General features: G+C 62.5%; 15 protein-coding genes. 9 read left to right on the plus strand and 6 right to left on the minus strand.

The genetic code is table 11. From position 1 onward, the window contains the following. Positions 1-32 precede the first annotated feature (32 nt). Together CN933_RS09225 and CN933_RS09230 are read right to left on the minus strand one after the other, a co-directional pair. Positions 33-251, minus strand: coding sequence for a hypothetical protein (locus CN933_RS09225; RefSeq protein ID WP_018094713.1), 219 nt, complete (start codon positions 249-251; stop codon positions 33-35). Between the two features lie 173 nt (positions 252-424). After that, positions 425-1,615 carry an aq_1923 C-terminal domain gene (locus tag CN933_RS09230; protein ID WP_018094714.1) on the minus strand — a complete coding sequence of 397 codons (1,191 nt, stop codon included), beginning with the start codon at positions 1,613-1,615 and terminating at the stop codon, positions 425-427. Between the two features lie 183 nt (positions 1,616-1,798). Here CN933_RS09230 and parC point away from each other — a divergent pair, with 183 nt between their 5' ends. Together parC and CN933_RS09240 are read left to right on the plus strand one after the other, a co-directional pair. Continuing rightward, on the plus strand, positions 1,799-4,075 hold the full coding sequence (gene parC / locus CN933_RS09235) for a DNA topoisomerase IV subunit A (protein WP_018094715.1): 2,277 nt from the start codon (positions 1,799-1,801) through the stop codon (positions 4,073-4,075). A 158-nt stretch (positions 4,076-4,233) separates the two neighbouring features. Further along, on the plus strand, positions 4,234-4,572 hold the full coding sequence (locus CN933_RS09240; RefSeq protein ID WP_018094716.1) for an ArsR/SmtB family transcription factor: 339 nt from the start codon (positions 4,234-4,236) through the stop codon (positions 4,570-4,572). Between the two features lie 83 nt (positions 4,573-4,655). Here CN933_RS09240 and CN933_RS09245 read toward each other — a convergent pair whose 3' ends face one another. The 4 genes from CN933_RS09245 to hemB form a co-directional block, all read right to left on the minus strand. Next, on the minus strand, positions 4,656-5,561 hold the full coding sequence (locus tag CN933_RS09245; RefSeq protein ID WP_018094717.1) for a DMT family transporter: 906 nt from the start codon (positions 5,559-5,561) through the stop codon (positions 4,656-4,658). Positions 5,562-5,564: 3 nt separating this feature from the next. Continuing rightward, the gene (locus CN933_RS09250; protein WP_018094718.1) at positions 5,565-6,344 is read right to left on the minus strand and encodes an arginyltransferase; all 780 of its coding nucleotides are present in this window, start codon (positions 6,342-6,344) and stop codon (positions 5,565-5,567) included. Positions 6,345-6,439: 95 nt separating this feature from the next. Then, the gene (locus CN933_RS09255; protein ID WP_003529322.1) at positions 6,440-6,904 is read right to left on the minus strand and encodes an RDD family protein; all 465 of its coding nucleotides are present in this window, start codon (positions 6,902-6,904) and stop codon (positions 6,440-6,442) included. An 83-nt stretch (positions 6,905-6,987) separates the two neighbouring features. Beyond that, the gene (gene hemB, locus CN933_RS09260) at positions 6,988-8,001 is read right to left on the minus strand and encodes a porphobilinogen synthase (RefSeq protein ID WP_026168572.1); all 1,014 of its coding nucleotides are present in this window, start codon (positions 7,999-8,001) and stop codon (positions 6,988-6,990) included. A 180-nt stretch (positions 8,002-8,181) separates the two neighbouring features. On the opposite strand from hemB, the gene CN933_RS09265 reads away from it, so the two are divergent. From CN933_RS09265 to CN933_RS09300, 7 genes are all read left to right on the plus strand, one after another. After that, entirely contained in the window at positions 8,182-8,619 is a 438-nt protein-coding gene (locus tag CN933_RS09265; protein WP_033047253.1) for a DUF6163 family protein, read from the plus strand. A 130-nt stretch (positions 8,620-8,749) separates the two neighbouring features. Further along, positions 8,750-9,262: a transcriptional regulator LdtR gene (gene ldtR, locus CN933_RS09270; protein WP_018094721.1), complete on the plus strand. Its 513-nt coding sequence runs from the start codon at positions 8,750-8,752 to the stop codon at positions 9,260-9,262. 423 nt (positions 9,263-9,685) lie between these two features. After that, the gene (locus CN933_RS09275) at positions 9,686-11,017 is read left to right on the plus strand and encodes a L,D-transpeptidase family protein (protein ID WP_018094722.1); all 1,332 of its coding nucleotides are present in this window, start codon (positions 9,686-9,688) and stop codon (positions 11,015-11,017) included. Positions 11,018-11,201: 184 nt separating this feature from the next. Next, positions 11,202-12,497: a serine hydroxymethyltransferase gene (gene glyA / locus CN933_RS09285; protein WP_018094723.1), complete on the plus strand. Its 1,296-nt coding sequence runs from the start codon at positions 11,202-11,204 to the stop codon at positions 12,495-12,497. A 12-nt stretch (positions 12,498-12,509) separates the two neighbouring features. Next, a complete protein-coding gene (gene nrdR / locus CN933_RS09290) occupies positions 12,510-12,983 on the plus strand; it encodes a transcriptional regulator NrdR (protein WP_003529310.1) in 474 nt (157 codons plus the stop codon). 17 nt (positions 12,984-13,000) lie between these two features. Then, entirely contained in the window at positions 13,001-14,185 is a 1,185-nt protein-coding gene (gene ribD, locus CN933_RS09295; protein ID WP_018094724.1) for a bifunctional diaminohydroxyphosphoribosylaminopyrimidine deaminase/5-amino-6-(5-phosphoribosylamino)uracil reductase RibD, read from the plus strand. Beyond that, entirely contained in the window at positions 14,186-14,806 is a 621-nt protein-coding gene (locus CN933_RS09300; RefSeq protein WP_018094725.1) for a riboflavin synthase, read from the plus strand. Positions 14,807-14,864: the final 58 nt, after the last annotated feature.

Consider the following 14,864-nt stretch of genomic DNA (forward strand, 5'->3'; position numbering starts at 1 on the left):
GCAGGGCATGCCGTGCTCCCCGCCGATTGCATTCACTCCTCGTCGTCGGCGGGCATCAGGATATCGATCAGCGCCGCAACGCGGCCGGCCGGAAGGTGGCGGCCTTCGCCGATCAGCGCCTCGTCGTTGTTGACCCATGCTATTGCTTCGGCAAGTTCACTCGCGGTCGCGCCCGTCGCGAGAAGTTCAGCCATCAGCGTTTCGTCGACAGGGCCGAGGATGGCGGTGATATCCGAATGCTTCAGTCCCATGGCGTCCTCCTTCCGCTTGGTCGGTCGGGAATGCGCAAACTGTCGGCACGCAAAAAATAGATAGGCGATCGCGTGCGAGCATCAAGCATGCATCATATCATCGATCGGGCGGATGAAAAAAACCCCGGCGACAAGGCCGCCGGGGTCAGCATGTGGCCGCGCCATAAGCGCGATCAGTCGTTCGCCGTCACCTTGACCCCGAGCACGGACGGGACGGTGTTTGGAGCCCCCATTGCAGCACCCATGATCATCGGGAACGGCACGGGCTTTTCCGGCTCAGCGCTGATCGTCAGGCTCTTCGGATTGTCGAGAAAGGCGCTGACGGCGCTGGAGACCTGGTTCTGCAGCTCCGGGATATTGAGCTGCGCCATCATGATCGGCACGAGCCCCTTCAGCGATTGCGCCAACTGTTCGCCGGTGACGCCCTGCTGGCTGCCGGCGTAGTCGAGCGCCTTTTTCGTGATCGATGCATCGTCGAAGCGGATCGAGGCGCTATTGAAGGTAAGCTGCTGCATCAGGCCGAGCATCGCCAGTGCCATCGCCTGATCGGCTTCCTTCTTGTTCGGGTTGGCCTCAGCCGCTTGGGCTGCCTCCTGCAACGACTTCATGAATTGCAGCGTATAGCCGGACAAGTCCATGGCGATATTCAGCCGGCCGACATTCTTGAAGTCCAGCGCGTATTCGTCGAGGGCAAGGTTGCCGGTTTCCAATTCCCAACTGCCCTTCATCGTGACTCCGCCATCGAGCGTCGTCAGCCCAAGCTTCTCGACCGCCTCCTTGGTCTTGGCATCCTCGATTTGCGACAGATCCGCCTTGATTCCGGCAAGCGTCGCGTCGAAGTCGAAGCCCGCGTCGTTTTCCTGCCGCGTCAGATTGGTTTCCGTGCTTTCGGCGGTGAAGACGTTCTTGCCTTTGACGTTTACGGTCATAGGGCCGGTGCCGGCTGTTTCGTAAAGCAGGATGTCATCGATCGTGGTACCGGCCGCGTTGCCCGGAATGGACAGGCCGCCGATAGAGATGTCCTTGACCGAGAAGCTTGAATCCTTGTCACTGACAGCGATATCCGGGAAGGAGACGGTTTCGGCATAGTAGCCGCCGTCCTTTTCCTCGACGCCTTCGAACGTCACTTCGCCTATGTCGATGGACGTGCCGGGCTTTGCCACCACCTGCAGCTTCATGCCGGTGACCGTCACCACGTCGCCGTCGGCCTCCGCCTTGTCGTAGGTCACCGAAGTGCCGTTGGGCGACGTCGCCGCATTGAGCTTTTGCATCATGTCCGCGCCGTCCAGGGCCATGGCCGGTCCGGCGAGGGTAAGGAGGGCGGCGCTGGCCAGCATCAGGCGGACTTTGCGCGTATGCATCATCGGAGTTCCTTGTGAGATTGTTCTGATTGCGTCGATCATGCCGGGACGATACGCAAGCGCCGTTCTGCCGCCAAGTGCAAACTCGTGCGGGGGCGGGGCAGGGATCACCCGCCGGTGACGTTCTCCACAGTGGCATAGCCCGGAATTCTTGCCGTCCCGCGCCTGTTGAGGTAGCAAGGACATATGGGACAAAGCCTTTTGCCGCCGTCTGGCGGGGACGACAACATTCAGCCGGTTGACCTGAAGGCGGCGCTGGAAGAGCGTTATCTCGCCTATGCGCTGTCGACCATCATGCACCGCGCGCTGCCGGACGTTCGCGACGGCCTGAAGCCGGTCCATCGCCGGATCATTCATGCCATGAGCGAGATGGGCCTGCGGCCCAATTCCTCGTTCAAGAAATGCGCCCGTATCGTCGGCGACGTCATCGGTAAGTTCCACCCGCATGGCGACCAGTCGGTCTATGATGCGCTGGTGCGCCTCGCGCAGGACTTCTCCCAGCGCTATCCGGTCGTCGACGGCCAGGGCAACTTCGGCAATATCGACGGCGATAACGCTGCCGCCTACCGTTACACCGAAGCGAAAATGACCGAGGTCGCAGCCCTCCTCCTGGAGGGGATCGACCAGGACGCGGTCGATTTCCGCCCGACCTACAACGAGGAGGACCAGGAGCCGACCGTGCTTCCCGGTGCCTTCCCGAATCTGCTCGCCAACGGCGCGTCCGGTATCGCCGTCGGCATGGCGACCTCCATCCCGCCGCACAATGCGCATGAACTCTGCGACGCGGCGCTCCATCTCATCAAGCATCCGGATGCGACGGTGGAGGATCTGCTGTTCGATCCGGCCAATCCGCAGCGCGGCGGCATCGAAGGGCCGGATTTCCCGACCGGGGGCGTGATCGTCGAGAGCCGCGCCAGCATGGCCGAGTCCTACCGGACCGGCCGCGGCGGTTTTCGGGTCCGGGCACGCTGGGCGGTAGAGGATCTTGGGCGCGGTGGCTTCCAGATCGTCGTCACCGAAATTCCCTATCAGGTCCAGAAGTCCCGCCTGATCGAAAAGATCGCCGAACTGCTCATAGCGCGCAAACTGCCGCTTCTCGAGGACATCCGGGACGAATCGGCCGAGGACGTCCGCGTCGTGCTGGTGCCGAAGAGCCGCTCGGTCGATGCCAATATCCTGATGGAATCGCTCTTCAAGCTTACCGAACTCGAGAGCCGCATTCCGCTGAACATGAATGTGCTGTCGATGGGCCGCGTACCGCGCGTCATGGCGCTCAACGAGGTGCTCAGCGAATGGCTGGGGCACCGCCGGGAGGTCCTGCAGCGGCGCTCGCGCCACCGGCTCGCCGCAATCGATCGGCGGCTCGAGATTCTCGGCGGCTATCTCATCGCTTATCTCAACATCGACGAGGTCATCCGCATCATCCGCGAGGAGGATGAGCCGAAGGCCGTGATGATCGAGCGCTTCGGGCTCACCGATGTCCAGGCCGAAGCGATCCTCAACATGCGGCTGCGATCGTTGCGCAAGCTCGAAGAATTCGAGATCCGCACCGAATTCGACGCGCTGTCGAAAGAGAAGGCGGAAATCGAGGCGTTGCTCGCCTCTGGTGACAAGCAGTGGCAGGCGGTCGCCTGGGAGATCGGCGAGGTCAAGAAGAAATTCGCCAAGGCGACCGAACTCGGCAAGCGCCGCAGCACCTTCGCCGACGCGCCCGACGCGGATGTCGAAGCCATTCAGCAGGCGATGATCGAAAAGGAGCCGATCACCGTCGTCATCTCGGAGAAAGGCTGGATCCGGGCCTTGAAGGGGCACATCGCCGATACGTCTTCGCTCCAGTTCAAGGATGGCGATGGCCTGAAGGTTTCGTTTCCCGCGCAGACGACGGACAAGATCCTCATCTTCACGACGGGCGGGAAGGCCTATACGCTTGGCGGCGACAAGCTGCCCGGCGGGCGGGGCCACGGAGAACCCTTGCGCATCATGGTCGATATGGAGAACGACCAGGACGTGCTGACGGCCTTCGTGCACGATCCGGCACGCAAGCTCATCGTCTCTTCCACGGCCGGCAATGGCTTCGTCGTTACCGAGAGCGATATCGTGGCCAATACGCGCAAGGGCAAGCAGGTGATGAACGTCACCATGCCCGACGAGGCCAAGCTCGTCGTTCCGGTCAAGGGCGATCATCTCGCCGTCGTCGGCGAGAACCGCAAGATGCTCGTCTTCCCGCTGGTCCAGGTTCCCGAAATGGCGCGCGGCAAGGGCGTGCGTCTCCAGCGCTACAAGGATGGCGGTGTTTCCGATATCCGTTCTTTCGCAATCGCCGAAGGGCTTAGCTGGGAAGACAGCGCCGGCCGTGTCTTCACCAAGACCAGGGACGAATTGATCGAATGGATGGGTGATCGCGCCGGCGCCGGCAGGGTCGTCCCGAAGGGCTTCCCACGGAGCGGCAAGTTCAGCGGCTAGATCGGTAACACCGGGCTTGCAAGGGCGGAGCGTTCGTGGATCAATGTTGGTGGATAGCGCGGGCCGGTGTCCTCGCTATCCCGAATGTCGCTGTAATTCCTTGATCTCCTGCATGTCCCTTAGATCGACTCCGATTCGAGCAACCATGCGGCGGCGAGATGAACGCGATGACCTCGGCTCTTGACGATACATTGCTGGCGCTGGCCGATCCGATGCGCCGCCGCATATTCGAAGTCCTGTTTGCCGGCGAGACGCCTGCGGCGAGTATCGCTGCGGCCATCGGCATCGGGCAGGACGTCCTTTCGGGGCATCTGGCCGTTCTGGAGACAGCCGGGTTGGTTGCCCGGCGGTGGAAGGGCGGGAAAGAATTCGTCAAGGCCGATCCTGCGCCGCTCGAGATTGCCGCGGAGTGGATCGACACCAATCGCGAGCTCTGGGCGATGCAGTCGCAGATGCAGGAATCCTCCAGAGATGAAGGGTCGCCCGAACAGCGATAGGAGCCCGGACAGCGACGTAAAGTCGTCGCTTCGCATCCTCGGTGCAAAGCGCCTCTCCTCCGGCAGGCGGATGAGGCGCTATCCTATCCCGCAATTTCCACGCAGGCGATGCGCGCCCTGGCCGCCTTGATCCGCATCTGCCAAAACGAATGGCCGAGCAAAGCGAGAATGAGGATCGTGCCGCCGAGGAGCGTTCGGTTCGTCGGCGTCTCGGCAAAGACGATCCATACCCAGATCGGCGCCAGAATGGTCTCCAGCAGGTAGAACATGCCGACTTCCGGCGCGGAAAGGTAGCGCGGCCCCGTCGCCAGACAGAAGAAGGCAAGCGGGATCATCACCAGTCCGTTGAAGAGGATGTAGGCGGGTTCGGCGATCGTGAGGCCGCCGGACGGCAAAAGCATGAAGCCGGCGATCGCCGGGAAGATCGCCGTCGTCAGCGGCACGAGCGACATGTCGCGGCCGCTGGCGCGGCTGATGGTGATCGCGCTTGCGAGCAGGAAGGCCGAGGATGCCGCCATCGCGTCGCCGAAGAGATGCCCGCTTTCGAGTCCGTCGCTGACGATTACACCGACGCCGACGAGCATGACCGCCATCGTCAGGAAGGTGGCGTTGGAGGGGCGCTCCCCAAGGAATATCCAGGAGAGGATCGCCGCGAACATTGAAGTGAACGCCAGGATGAAAACGACGTTCGCGGTCGACGTATTGAATACGGCGAGCAGGAAAGTGAAGGAGTTGATGCCGTAGAAGAGACCGGCGATCAGGCCGGCCTTTCCCGGGATCAGGGCGACACGGCGGCCGAGCAGGCGGTTGATCACCACCCATGTGGCGAGCGCGGCGAGGAAGGTCGAGAGGCTGCGCACGGCAAGGATCGACCAGACCTCGCCATCTGCCGACCGGATCAGCGGAATGTCGAAGGAGAGCGCAAGGCCGCCGAGGCCGGTGATGGCAAGGCCGCGCCGGTGCCGGGCGGCGTCAGTGGATGGGGTCAATTTTCAATCCGTGGCGGGTTTCGTGGAATCGTGCTCGCCAGAATAGCGCTCCCAGCCGCGGGCCATAAGGTGCTCTTGCGGCAAAAACTTTGTCTTATACCCCATTTTGCGCGATCCCTTGACCCAGTAGCCGAGATAGACATGCGGCAGACCGCGTTCCTTCGCCCGGCGGATATGATCCAGAATCATGTAGGTGCCGAGGGAGCGCTCGGAGAGAGCCGGATCGAAGAAGGAATAGACCATGGAGAGACCGTCGCTCATCCGGTCTGTGAGCGCCGTGGCGACCAGGGGGCCTCGCGCCTTGTCGTTGATGCCGTCGCCTTCGACCCGCAACCGATACTCGATGATCTTCGTGTGCACATGGGTATCCTCCACCATCATCGCATAGTCGAGCACCGACATGTCGGACATGCCGCCTTTCTGATGGCGACAGTCGAGATAGCGCCGGAAGAGATTGTACTGCTCGCTCGATGGCTCGGCCGGATATTCCGCGGATACGATGTCGCCATTGGTCGCAAGCACGCGCCGCATGGATCGCGTCGGCGCGAATTCGTTGGCGAGTATGCGCACGGAAATGCACGCCCGGCAGGTCTCGCAGGCGGGGCGGTAGGCGATGTTCTGCGAGCGGCGGAAGCCGCCCTGCGTCAGCAGGTCGTTGAGCTCCGGCGCCCGCTCTCCCACCATATGCGTGAATACCTTCCGTTCCATCTGGTTCGGCAGATAGGGACAGGCTGCCGGTGCGGTCAGGTAGAATTGAGGAGACGGTGCGGTCTGCGTGTTCATCGAGCGGGCGGATCACTCTTCGTGCGGTTGCTCATCGTAATAGCATGGCCGAAGAATGGAAAACGTCAACACACTCGTTCGGCGTAACGGTCCCGTCAGTACATGTCGCGCCGAACGGCCACGGTGCCGATCAGCAGGTCGTGCAACAGCCGGCCACGGTCGGTGAAGAGGCCGATCAGCAGGATGAGCGGCGTCAGCAGCGCATTGGCGATCCAGAATATCGCCAGATGGACGATTGCCGTCAGGAAATCCATTGGCCGACCGTCCGTCCGGGCGATCGCCACGCCCATGATCCTCATACCGGGTGATGCCTGCTCGCGGCCGCCGACGGTCAGTCCGAAATAGAGCATCGCCACCAAAGCGAAGAGGACCGGGTAGAGGAGAAAGCCGAGGCCGAGCGTCAGTATGCCGAGGAAAAAGACCACGACGGCCGCCGGTATCCACAGCAGCGCGACGATCAGGTAATCGATGATGAAAGCGAATATCCTGCGTGACAATACGCCCTGGTAGGCGCGCCAGTCCTCGCTCGGAAGCCTCAGTTCTTCATTATGCATGCTCATGCGCGTGCCCCAAAATTGCTATCCACCCAAGATATGGGGAGCGAATGCGGTAAAACAATGCACTGGCCGGTCTGCTGCCGGCGTCAGCGTTTCGCAAGGATGCGAGCCACGTCGACGGCAAAGTAGCTGAGGATACCGTCGCAACCGGCTCGCTTGAAGGCGAGCAGCGTCTCAAGCATCACCCGCTCCCCGTCGATCCAGCCATTGGCGGCGGCTGCCTTGATCTGCGCGTATTCGCCGGAAACCTGATAGGCGAAGACGGGCAGGCCGAAGGCTTCCTTCATCCGCCAACAGATATCGAGATAGGGCAGACCGGGCTTCACCATCAGCATGTCCGCGCCTTCCTCCACATCGAGTGCCGCATCGCGGATCGCCTCCGTGCCGTTCGACGGATCGATGTAATAGGTCTTCTTGTCGCCCTTGAGCAGACCGCCCGTGCCGATCGCCTCTCGATAAGGGCCATAGAAGGCGGAGGCGAATTTCGTCGCATAGGACATGATCCCGACATTCTGGTGGCCGGCGGCGTCGAGCGCCTCGCGGATCGCGCCGATCCGCCCGTCCATCATGTCCGAGGGCGCGATGATGTCGGAGCCGGCGTCGGCCTGAATGACCGCCGCCCTGGCGATCGCCTCCACCGTCTCGTCGTTGACGATCTCGCCGCCCCGCAGGATGCCGTCGTGCCCGTGGCTGGTGAACGGATCGAGCGCGACATCGGTGATGATCCCGATGTCGGGTACGGCCTTTTTGATCGCCCGCGTCGCCTGATTGATCAGATTGTCGGCATTGAGGCTGTCGGAACCGGTCTCGTCGCGAAGCGCCATGTCGATATTGGGGAAGGTGGCGATAGCCGGGATGCCGAGGCCGGCCGCCTCCTTGGCCGCTTCGACCGCCTTGTCGACGCTCATGCGGTTGACGCCCGGCATCGCCGCGATCGGCTCGGCGATGCCGCTGCCGGGCACGACGAAGATCGGCCAGATCAGGTCGTCCACCGTCAGGCTGCTCTCCCGGACCAGCCGGCGTGTCCAATCCGCCTTGCGGTTGCGGCGCATGCGGCGGTGTCCGGTGATCCTGTCCACAAGATTTGTCCTGTCGTTCATCGCGCCGCGTCCCTCTTTCCTGATCGTGCGTGAAGGCGGTTTATCACGCGCCTTCAGGGGTTGAAAACCCGCATCGCCCGCCATTGGCCTGCGGCATTTCTTCCGCCCGTCGAGTACATCGCGGCGCATTCCCGTCCTTCGCGCTGGTGGTTCGCAGGCGCCCGGCCTATCTTGCCGGGCATGCTTCATGATTCTGTTCACGTGCCCAAACCGTCGCTCACCGAGGTGCTCTTCGCCTGGTTCCTGCGCCTGGTCGGCGCGTCCTGCTTCTGGTTCGCATTGAGCTATTGGGCCATGCTGATCGGCTTTTCCCATAGCGGCGCGGGCCGTTTCGATCTTCTGTCGCCGGAGTGGCGCGCGGCCGCCACGGCCCTTGCAGTCGTCTACCCGGTCGCCGCCATCGGGCTCTGGCTTCTGGTCTCCTGGGGGCCGGTCGTCTGGGTGGTTGCCGCCGCGACGGAGATCGCCATGGACAAGTTCTATCCCGGCATCCTCGGCCACCGTCCGTTGCTGATCGTGCTCCACGGATCGGTCGCCGTCACCTTCGTGCTCTTCCGCGCGGCACTGCTCTATCAGCGGCTGCGCCAGGTGCGGAAGGTAAGGGTTGATTCACCCTGAGACAGGCTCGGTCGGCGGTAAGTTCATGTTAAGGCTGCGGTTTAAGTAGAATTTTATACGTATTCGATAGGGTCTCACTCAAGGCGGGAAGACAAAGAGACACCGCCAAACGAAACAGTGAGGCACGAAAATGAACACCAAGATGAAGCCGCAGGTTGTTGCGCCCAGAGACCCGCAGGAAGAAACCATCCGTGGTCTCTACATGGAATCCCTCCACCTCGTCGAGCGCCTGCATCGCCGCCTGCTCGACGTCATCAAGGACGAGTTCGACCGGCAGGGCCGCAGCGACGTCAATGCCGTCCAGGCTCTGCTGCTGTTCAACATCGGCAACTCCGAACTGACCGCCGGCGAACTTCGCTCCCGCGGTTACTATCTGGGCTCGAACGTTTCCTACAACGTCAAGAAACTCGTCGATCTCGGTCTGATCAACCACCAACGCTCGCGTGTCGACCGCCGTTCGGTTCGCATCAGCCTCACGGAAGACGGGCAGGAGATCGCCGAAACCGTCGCCAAGCTTTATGAGCGCCACATCGGTTCGATCCAGAAGGTCGGCGGGATCGGCAGCGACGAGTTCACCCAGATGAATAAGCTCCTGCAGCGTCTCGACCGCTTCTGGAACGATCAAATCCTCTATCGCCTTTAATCGGGCGTACCCCCTCCAGTCTCAAGGGTCGGGCGCAATCCCTGCGTGTCCGACCTTTGCTGCATTTCACGCCATGAAGTTGCAGCGCTACGCCCCGCCGACGGCGCGGAGACACGAATTGGCCATATTGCTGTGACAGCGACGCTTGGATGCGGCAGGTGCGCAAATGCGTCCATATGACGGAAGTCGGTTGCGCGGCTCGCCTGCCGGGGCGGCTCTTGTTCGCGGGAACGTGAAGCGATTTGAGGGCCGGGTGGCACGCGGGTTTACCTTTGTTAACCATAGCCGTGCTAATGCATGTCGCCCAGAAGCGCACATCGGTTTTGGGACGCGACTTGCATGAATGCAAAGACGTAAAGCGCATCGCGTAATGCGCTTTAGGGCTCGGGCAGCGCGCTTCTGGCGCATTGAGACGGTGGGACTATGTCGAAAAAGAACGGAATTGATGCTTTCTCGCGCCGCGCATTTCTGCGCTCGGCCGCAACCTTCGGTGCCGCCGCATGGGCAGGCGCCGCCGGCGCCCAGGATGCGCTGAACGAAATCATCAATTCGCCGCGCCGCGGCTCCTGGGACGACCAGTTCGATGCGAAGGCGTCGCGAACGGCTACTGCGGTCCTCTCCAACACGCCGGTTTTCGGCCCTGAAACGATCGCACATTTGCAGCAGGCGATCTTCGATTATCAGCAGATCGCATCCGCCGGAGGCTGGCCGATGGTCACGCCTGCGAGCACCCAAAGGCTCGAAATCGGCGTTACCGATCCTTCCGTCCGGCAGTTGCGTCAGCGCCTGATGATCTCCGGCGATCTGCCGCAGTCTGCCGGCATTTCCTCTTCCTTCGACTCCTACGTCGACGGCGCGGTCAAGCGCTTCCAGGCGCGCCACGGCCTTCCAGCCGACGGCGTGATCGGCGAATATTCCCTGAAGGCCATGAACGTCGACGCCTCGACCCGGCTCGCCCAGCTCGAAACAAACCTCGTACGGCTCCAGTCGATGTCCGGCGACCTCGGACGGCGTTACGTCATGGTCAACATCCCTGCGGCCTATATCGAAGCAGTGGAGAACGGCCGCGTCGCATTGCGCCATACGGCCATCGTCGGCAAGATCGACCGCCAGTCGCCGATCCTCAATTCAAAGATCTACGAGGTCATCCTCAACCCCTACTGGACGGCGCCGCGCTCGATCATCCAGAAGGACATCATGCCGCTGATGCGCAAGGATCCGACCTATCTCGAGCGCAACGCGATCCGCCTTCTCGACGGCAACGGCAACGAAGTGTCGCCGGAAACCATCGACTGGCAGGCCGAGAAGGCGCCGAATCTGATGTTCCGCCAGGACCCCGGCAAGATCAACGCTATGTCCTCGACGAAGATCAACTTCCACAACGAGCACGCCGTCTACATGCACGACACGCCGCAGCAGGGCCTGTTCAACAAGCTGATGCGCTTCGAATCGTCCGGCTGCGTACGCGTCCAGAACGTGCGCGACCTCTCCACCTGGCTGCTCAAGGAAACGCCCGGCTGGGCGCGTCAGCAGATCGAGGCGACGATCAAGTCCGGCGTCAACACGCCGATCAAGCTTGCCGAAGAGGTCCCGGTCTACTTCACCTATATAACCGCCTGGTCGGCAAAAGACCGTGTCGTCCAGTTCCGCGACGATATCTACCAGCGTGACGGTGCGGCCGAACTCGCGCTGCAAACGACGACGGGGATCGAGCAATCTGCCGGTCCCATCGACGCAGACGCCCTGCCGCAATAAGCAGAGAAGCCGCATTCCTCATCACAAGCCGCGCGTTCCACGAACGCGCGGCTTTTTCAATTGGAGACGGCTGTGCGAACCCGGCGCGGCGGATGGCGGAAATGACGCAATCCGCATAGCGGATATTGCTCTCCGCGTGCGAGGAAGCTAAAGAACAGCCACCCTTCAGAGGAGCCTCGAGCCGATGCTTTCACAGACCAACGACGCTTTCTTCACCCGCTCTCTCGCCGACAGCGATCCGGAGATCTTCGGTGCGATCGAGAAGGAGCTGGGTCGCCAGCGCCATGAGATCGAGCTGATCGCCTCCGAGAACATCGTTTCACGGGCCGTGCTCGAGGCGCAGGGCTCGATCATGACCAACAAATACGCCGAGGGTTACCCGGGCAAGCGCTATTACGGCGGCTGCCAGTATGTCGATATCGCCGAGGAACTCGCGATCGAGCGCGCCAAGAAGCTCTTCGGCGTCAACTTCGCCAACGTTCAGCCGAATTCGGGCTCGCAGATGAACCAGGCGGTCTTCCTGGCGCTGCTGCAGCCGGGCGACACCTTCATGGGCCTCGACCTCAATTCCGGCGGCCACCTGACGCATGGGTCCCCGGTGAACATGTCGGGCAAATGGTTCAACGTCGTTTCCTACGGCGTGCGTCAAGACGATCACCTTCTCGACATGGACGAGGTCGCCAAGAAGGCGCGCGAGCAAAAGCCGAAGCTGATCATCGCCGGCGGAACGGCCTATTCCCGCATCTGGGACTGGAAGCGCTTCCGGGAGATCGCCGACGAGGTGGGCGCGTGGCTGATGGTCGACATGGCGCACATTGCCGGTCTCGTGGCCGGTGGCCAGCATCCGTCGCCGTTCCCGCATTGCCACGTTGCGACGACCACCACGCACAAGTCCCTGCGCGGGCCCCGCGGCGGCATGATCCTTACCAATGACGAGGAAATCGCCAAGAAGATCAATTCCGCGGTCTTCCCCGGCCTCCAGGGTGGTCCGCTGATGCACGTGATTGCCGCCAAGGCAGTCGCGCTTGGCGAGGCGCTGCAGCCCTCCTTCAAGGATTATGCGGCCCAGGTCGTCAAGAACGCCCGCACCCTTGCCGAAACCTTGAAGGCCAACGGACTCGACATCGTCTCGGGCGGTACCGACAACCACCTGATGCTGGTCGACCTGCGCAAGAAGAACGCGACCGGCAAGCGTGCCGAAGCTGCTCTCGGCCGTGCCTACGTCACCTGCAACAAGAACGGCATTCCCTTCGACCCCGAAAAGCCCTTCGTCACCTCCGGCGTGCGCCTCGGTGCACCGGCCGGTACGACGCGCGGCTTCAAGGAGGCGGAGTTCAAGGAGATCGGCGAACTGATCGTCGAGGTGCTCGACGGTCTCAAGGTCGCCAATTCCGACGAGGGCAATGCCGCAGTCGAGGCTGGCGTGCGCGAGAAGGTGATCAAGCTCACCGACCGCTTCCCGATGTACGGCTATATGTGATCGGACGGCTGCATGCGCTGCCCCTATTGCGGTTCCGAAGACAGTCAGGTGAAGGATTCCCGTCCGGCAGAGGACGGGAACGCCATTCGCCGCCGCCGCATCTGCCCGGATTGCGGCGGCCGCTTCACGACCTTCGAGCGGGTGCAGCTGCGTGAGCTGATGATCATCAAGAAGACCGGTCGGAAGGTTCCTTTCGATCGGGATAAGCTGCTGCGCTCCTTCGAGATCGCGCTTCGCAAGCGCCCGGTGGATCGCGACCGGATCGAACGGGCGGTGTCGGGCATCGTCCGCCGGCTCGAAAGCTCGGGCGAAACCGAAATTCCCTCGGAGGAAATCGGCCTTCAGGTGCTCGAGGCGTTGAAGAGCCTCGACGACGTTGCCTTCGTGCGCTACGCGTCTGTCTATCGCGATTTCTCCCATGCGGAAGATTTCGAAAAGGTGATTGCCGAGATAAGCGCCAAGATTGCCCGCGACCCGGGCGAATAGGCCGGAGACCACGGGGTATGGGCGAGCCGACACGTGAAGACGAACGTTTCATGGCGGCGGCGCTGCGGCTTGCAAGGCGCAATCTCGGCCTGACTTCCACCAATCCCTCGGTCGGCTGCATCATTGTCAACGAAGGGACGATCGTCGGCCGCGCCGTGACCGCCCCGGGCGGGCGTCCGCATGCGGAAACACAGGCGCTTGCGGAGGCCGGCGAACAGGCGAGGGGAGCCACCGCCTATGTCACCCTCGAACCCTGTTCGCATCATGGCAAGACCCCGCCCTGCGCGGATGCGCTGATCGCTTCGGGGATCGCCCGTGTCGTCGTTTCCATCCTCGATCCCGACGAACGCGTTGCCGGCCGCGGGGTGGTGATGCTTCGCGATGCGGGGATCGCCGTCGACATCGGCACGCTCCATGAAGAGGGCGGGCGCGTGCTCGAGGCCTACCTTATGCGTCAGCGGAAGAAACGTCCGCATGTGACTCTGAAACTTGCGGTTTCCGCCGATGGCATGATCGGCCGGAGAGGCGAGGGGCAGGTGAGGATTTCCGGTGCCGTCGCTCGCGCGCAGGTGCAGATATTGCGAGCCGAGACGGACGCGATTCTTGTGGGTATCGGTACGGCCGTTGCCGACGATCCGCAACTCACGGTGCGGCTCCCGGGACTGGAGGAGCGCTCTCCGATCCGGATCGTGCTCGACCGCCGTCTCGATCTGCCGCTTGAGTCGAAATTGGTCCGCACGGCGCGCGACGTTCCGCTGATTGTGGTTGCGGGTGATGCAGGATTCCCTTCTCCCCGCATATGGGGAGAAGGTACCCGAAGGGCGGATGAGGGGCAGCCAGGCGGCGCGCAGATGCCTCTCTCTGCGCTCGCGGAGAGAGAGGTCGATTACGACGCCAGGCGAGCTGGCCTCGAAGCGGCAGGAGCCGAGCTGCTGAACGCCGATACCATCCCCGACCTCCTGGCCGCACTTGCGTCCCGGGGCATTTCCTCCCTGCTCGTGGAGGGTGGGGCCCGGGCGGCGCGTTCGTTTCTCGATGCGGATCTGGTGGACCGAATCCTGCTCTTCACCTGCCCGCCGGCGATTGGCGCAGGCGGCATTCCATCCCCATTTCAGAGGACGTCGGTGCCGGGGGGTTTCTCGCTTCGCCGCACGGCGCGCTACGGCGACGATCTGTTCGAGGACTATGAGAGAGAAAGCTGAATGTTCACAGGCATCATCACCGATATCGGCACGGTCGAGAAAGCTTCACCCCTAAAGGAAGGCATCAAGCTTCGTGTCGCCACCAATTACGACCCTCAGACCATCGATCTGGGCGCCTCCATCGCCCATGCCGGGATCTGCCTGACCGTCACGTCACTGCCGGAAGCGGGCAGCAACGAGCGCTGGTTCGAGGTCGAGGCATGGGAGGAAGCGCTGAGGCTGACGACGATCGCCGACTGGCGGGAGGGGACGCGCATCAATCTCGAGCGCTCGCTGAAGATCGGCGACGAACTGGGCGGCCACATCGTGTCCGGCCATGTCGACGGCAAAGCGGAGATCCTCGCAGTCGAAGCGGAGGGGGAAGCCGTGCGCTTCCGCCTCAGGGCACCCGAACATCTCGCGAAATTCGTCGCGCCCAAGGGCTCGGTGGCGCTCGACGGAACGTCGCTCACCGTGAACAAGGTGGATGGCGTCGAGTTCGACGTATTGCTGATCCGTCATTCGCTCGAAGTGACGACCTGGGGCGAACGCAAGTCCGGCGATCTCGTCAATTTCGAGGTGGACACGATGGCGCGCTACGCGGCGCGATTGGCGGAATTCCCGGCTCCCAAGGAGGAATAACGTCCGGCCGAAAGAAATCGCCCGTCAAAAGAGCCCGCCCCCGAAAATGGGGGCGGAC

Source organism: Sinorhizobium sp. M4_45 (assembly GCF_002885915.1).
In the GTDB taxonomy this organism is placed as follows: Bacteria; Pseudomonadota; Alphaproteobacteria; order Rhizobiales; family Rhizobiaceae; genus Sinorhizobium; species Sinorhizobium meliloti_A.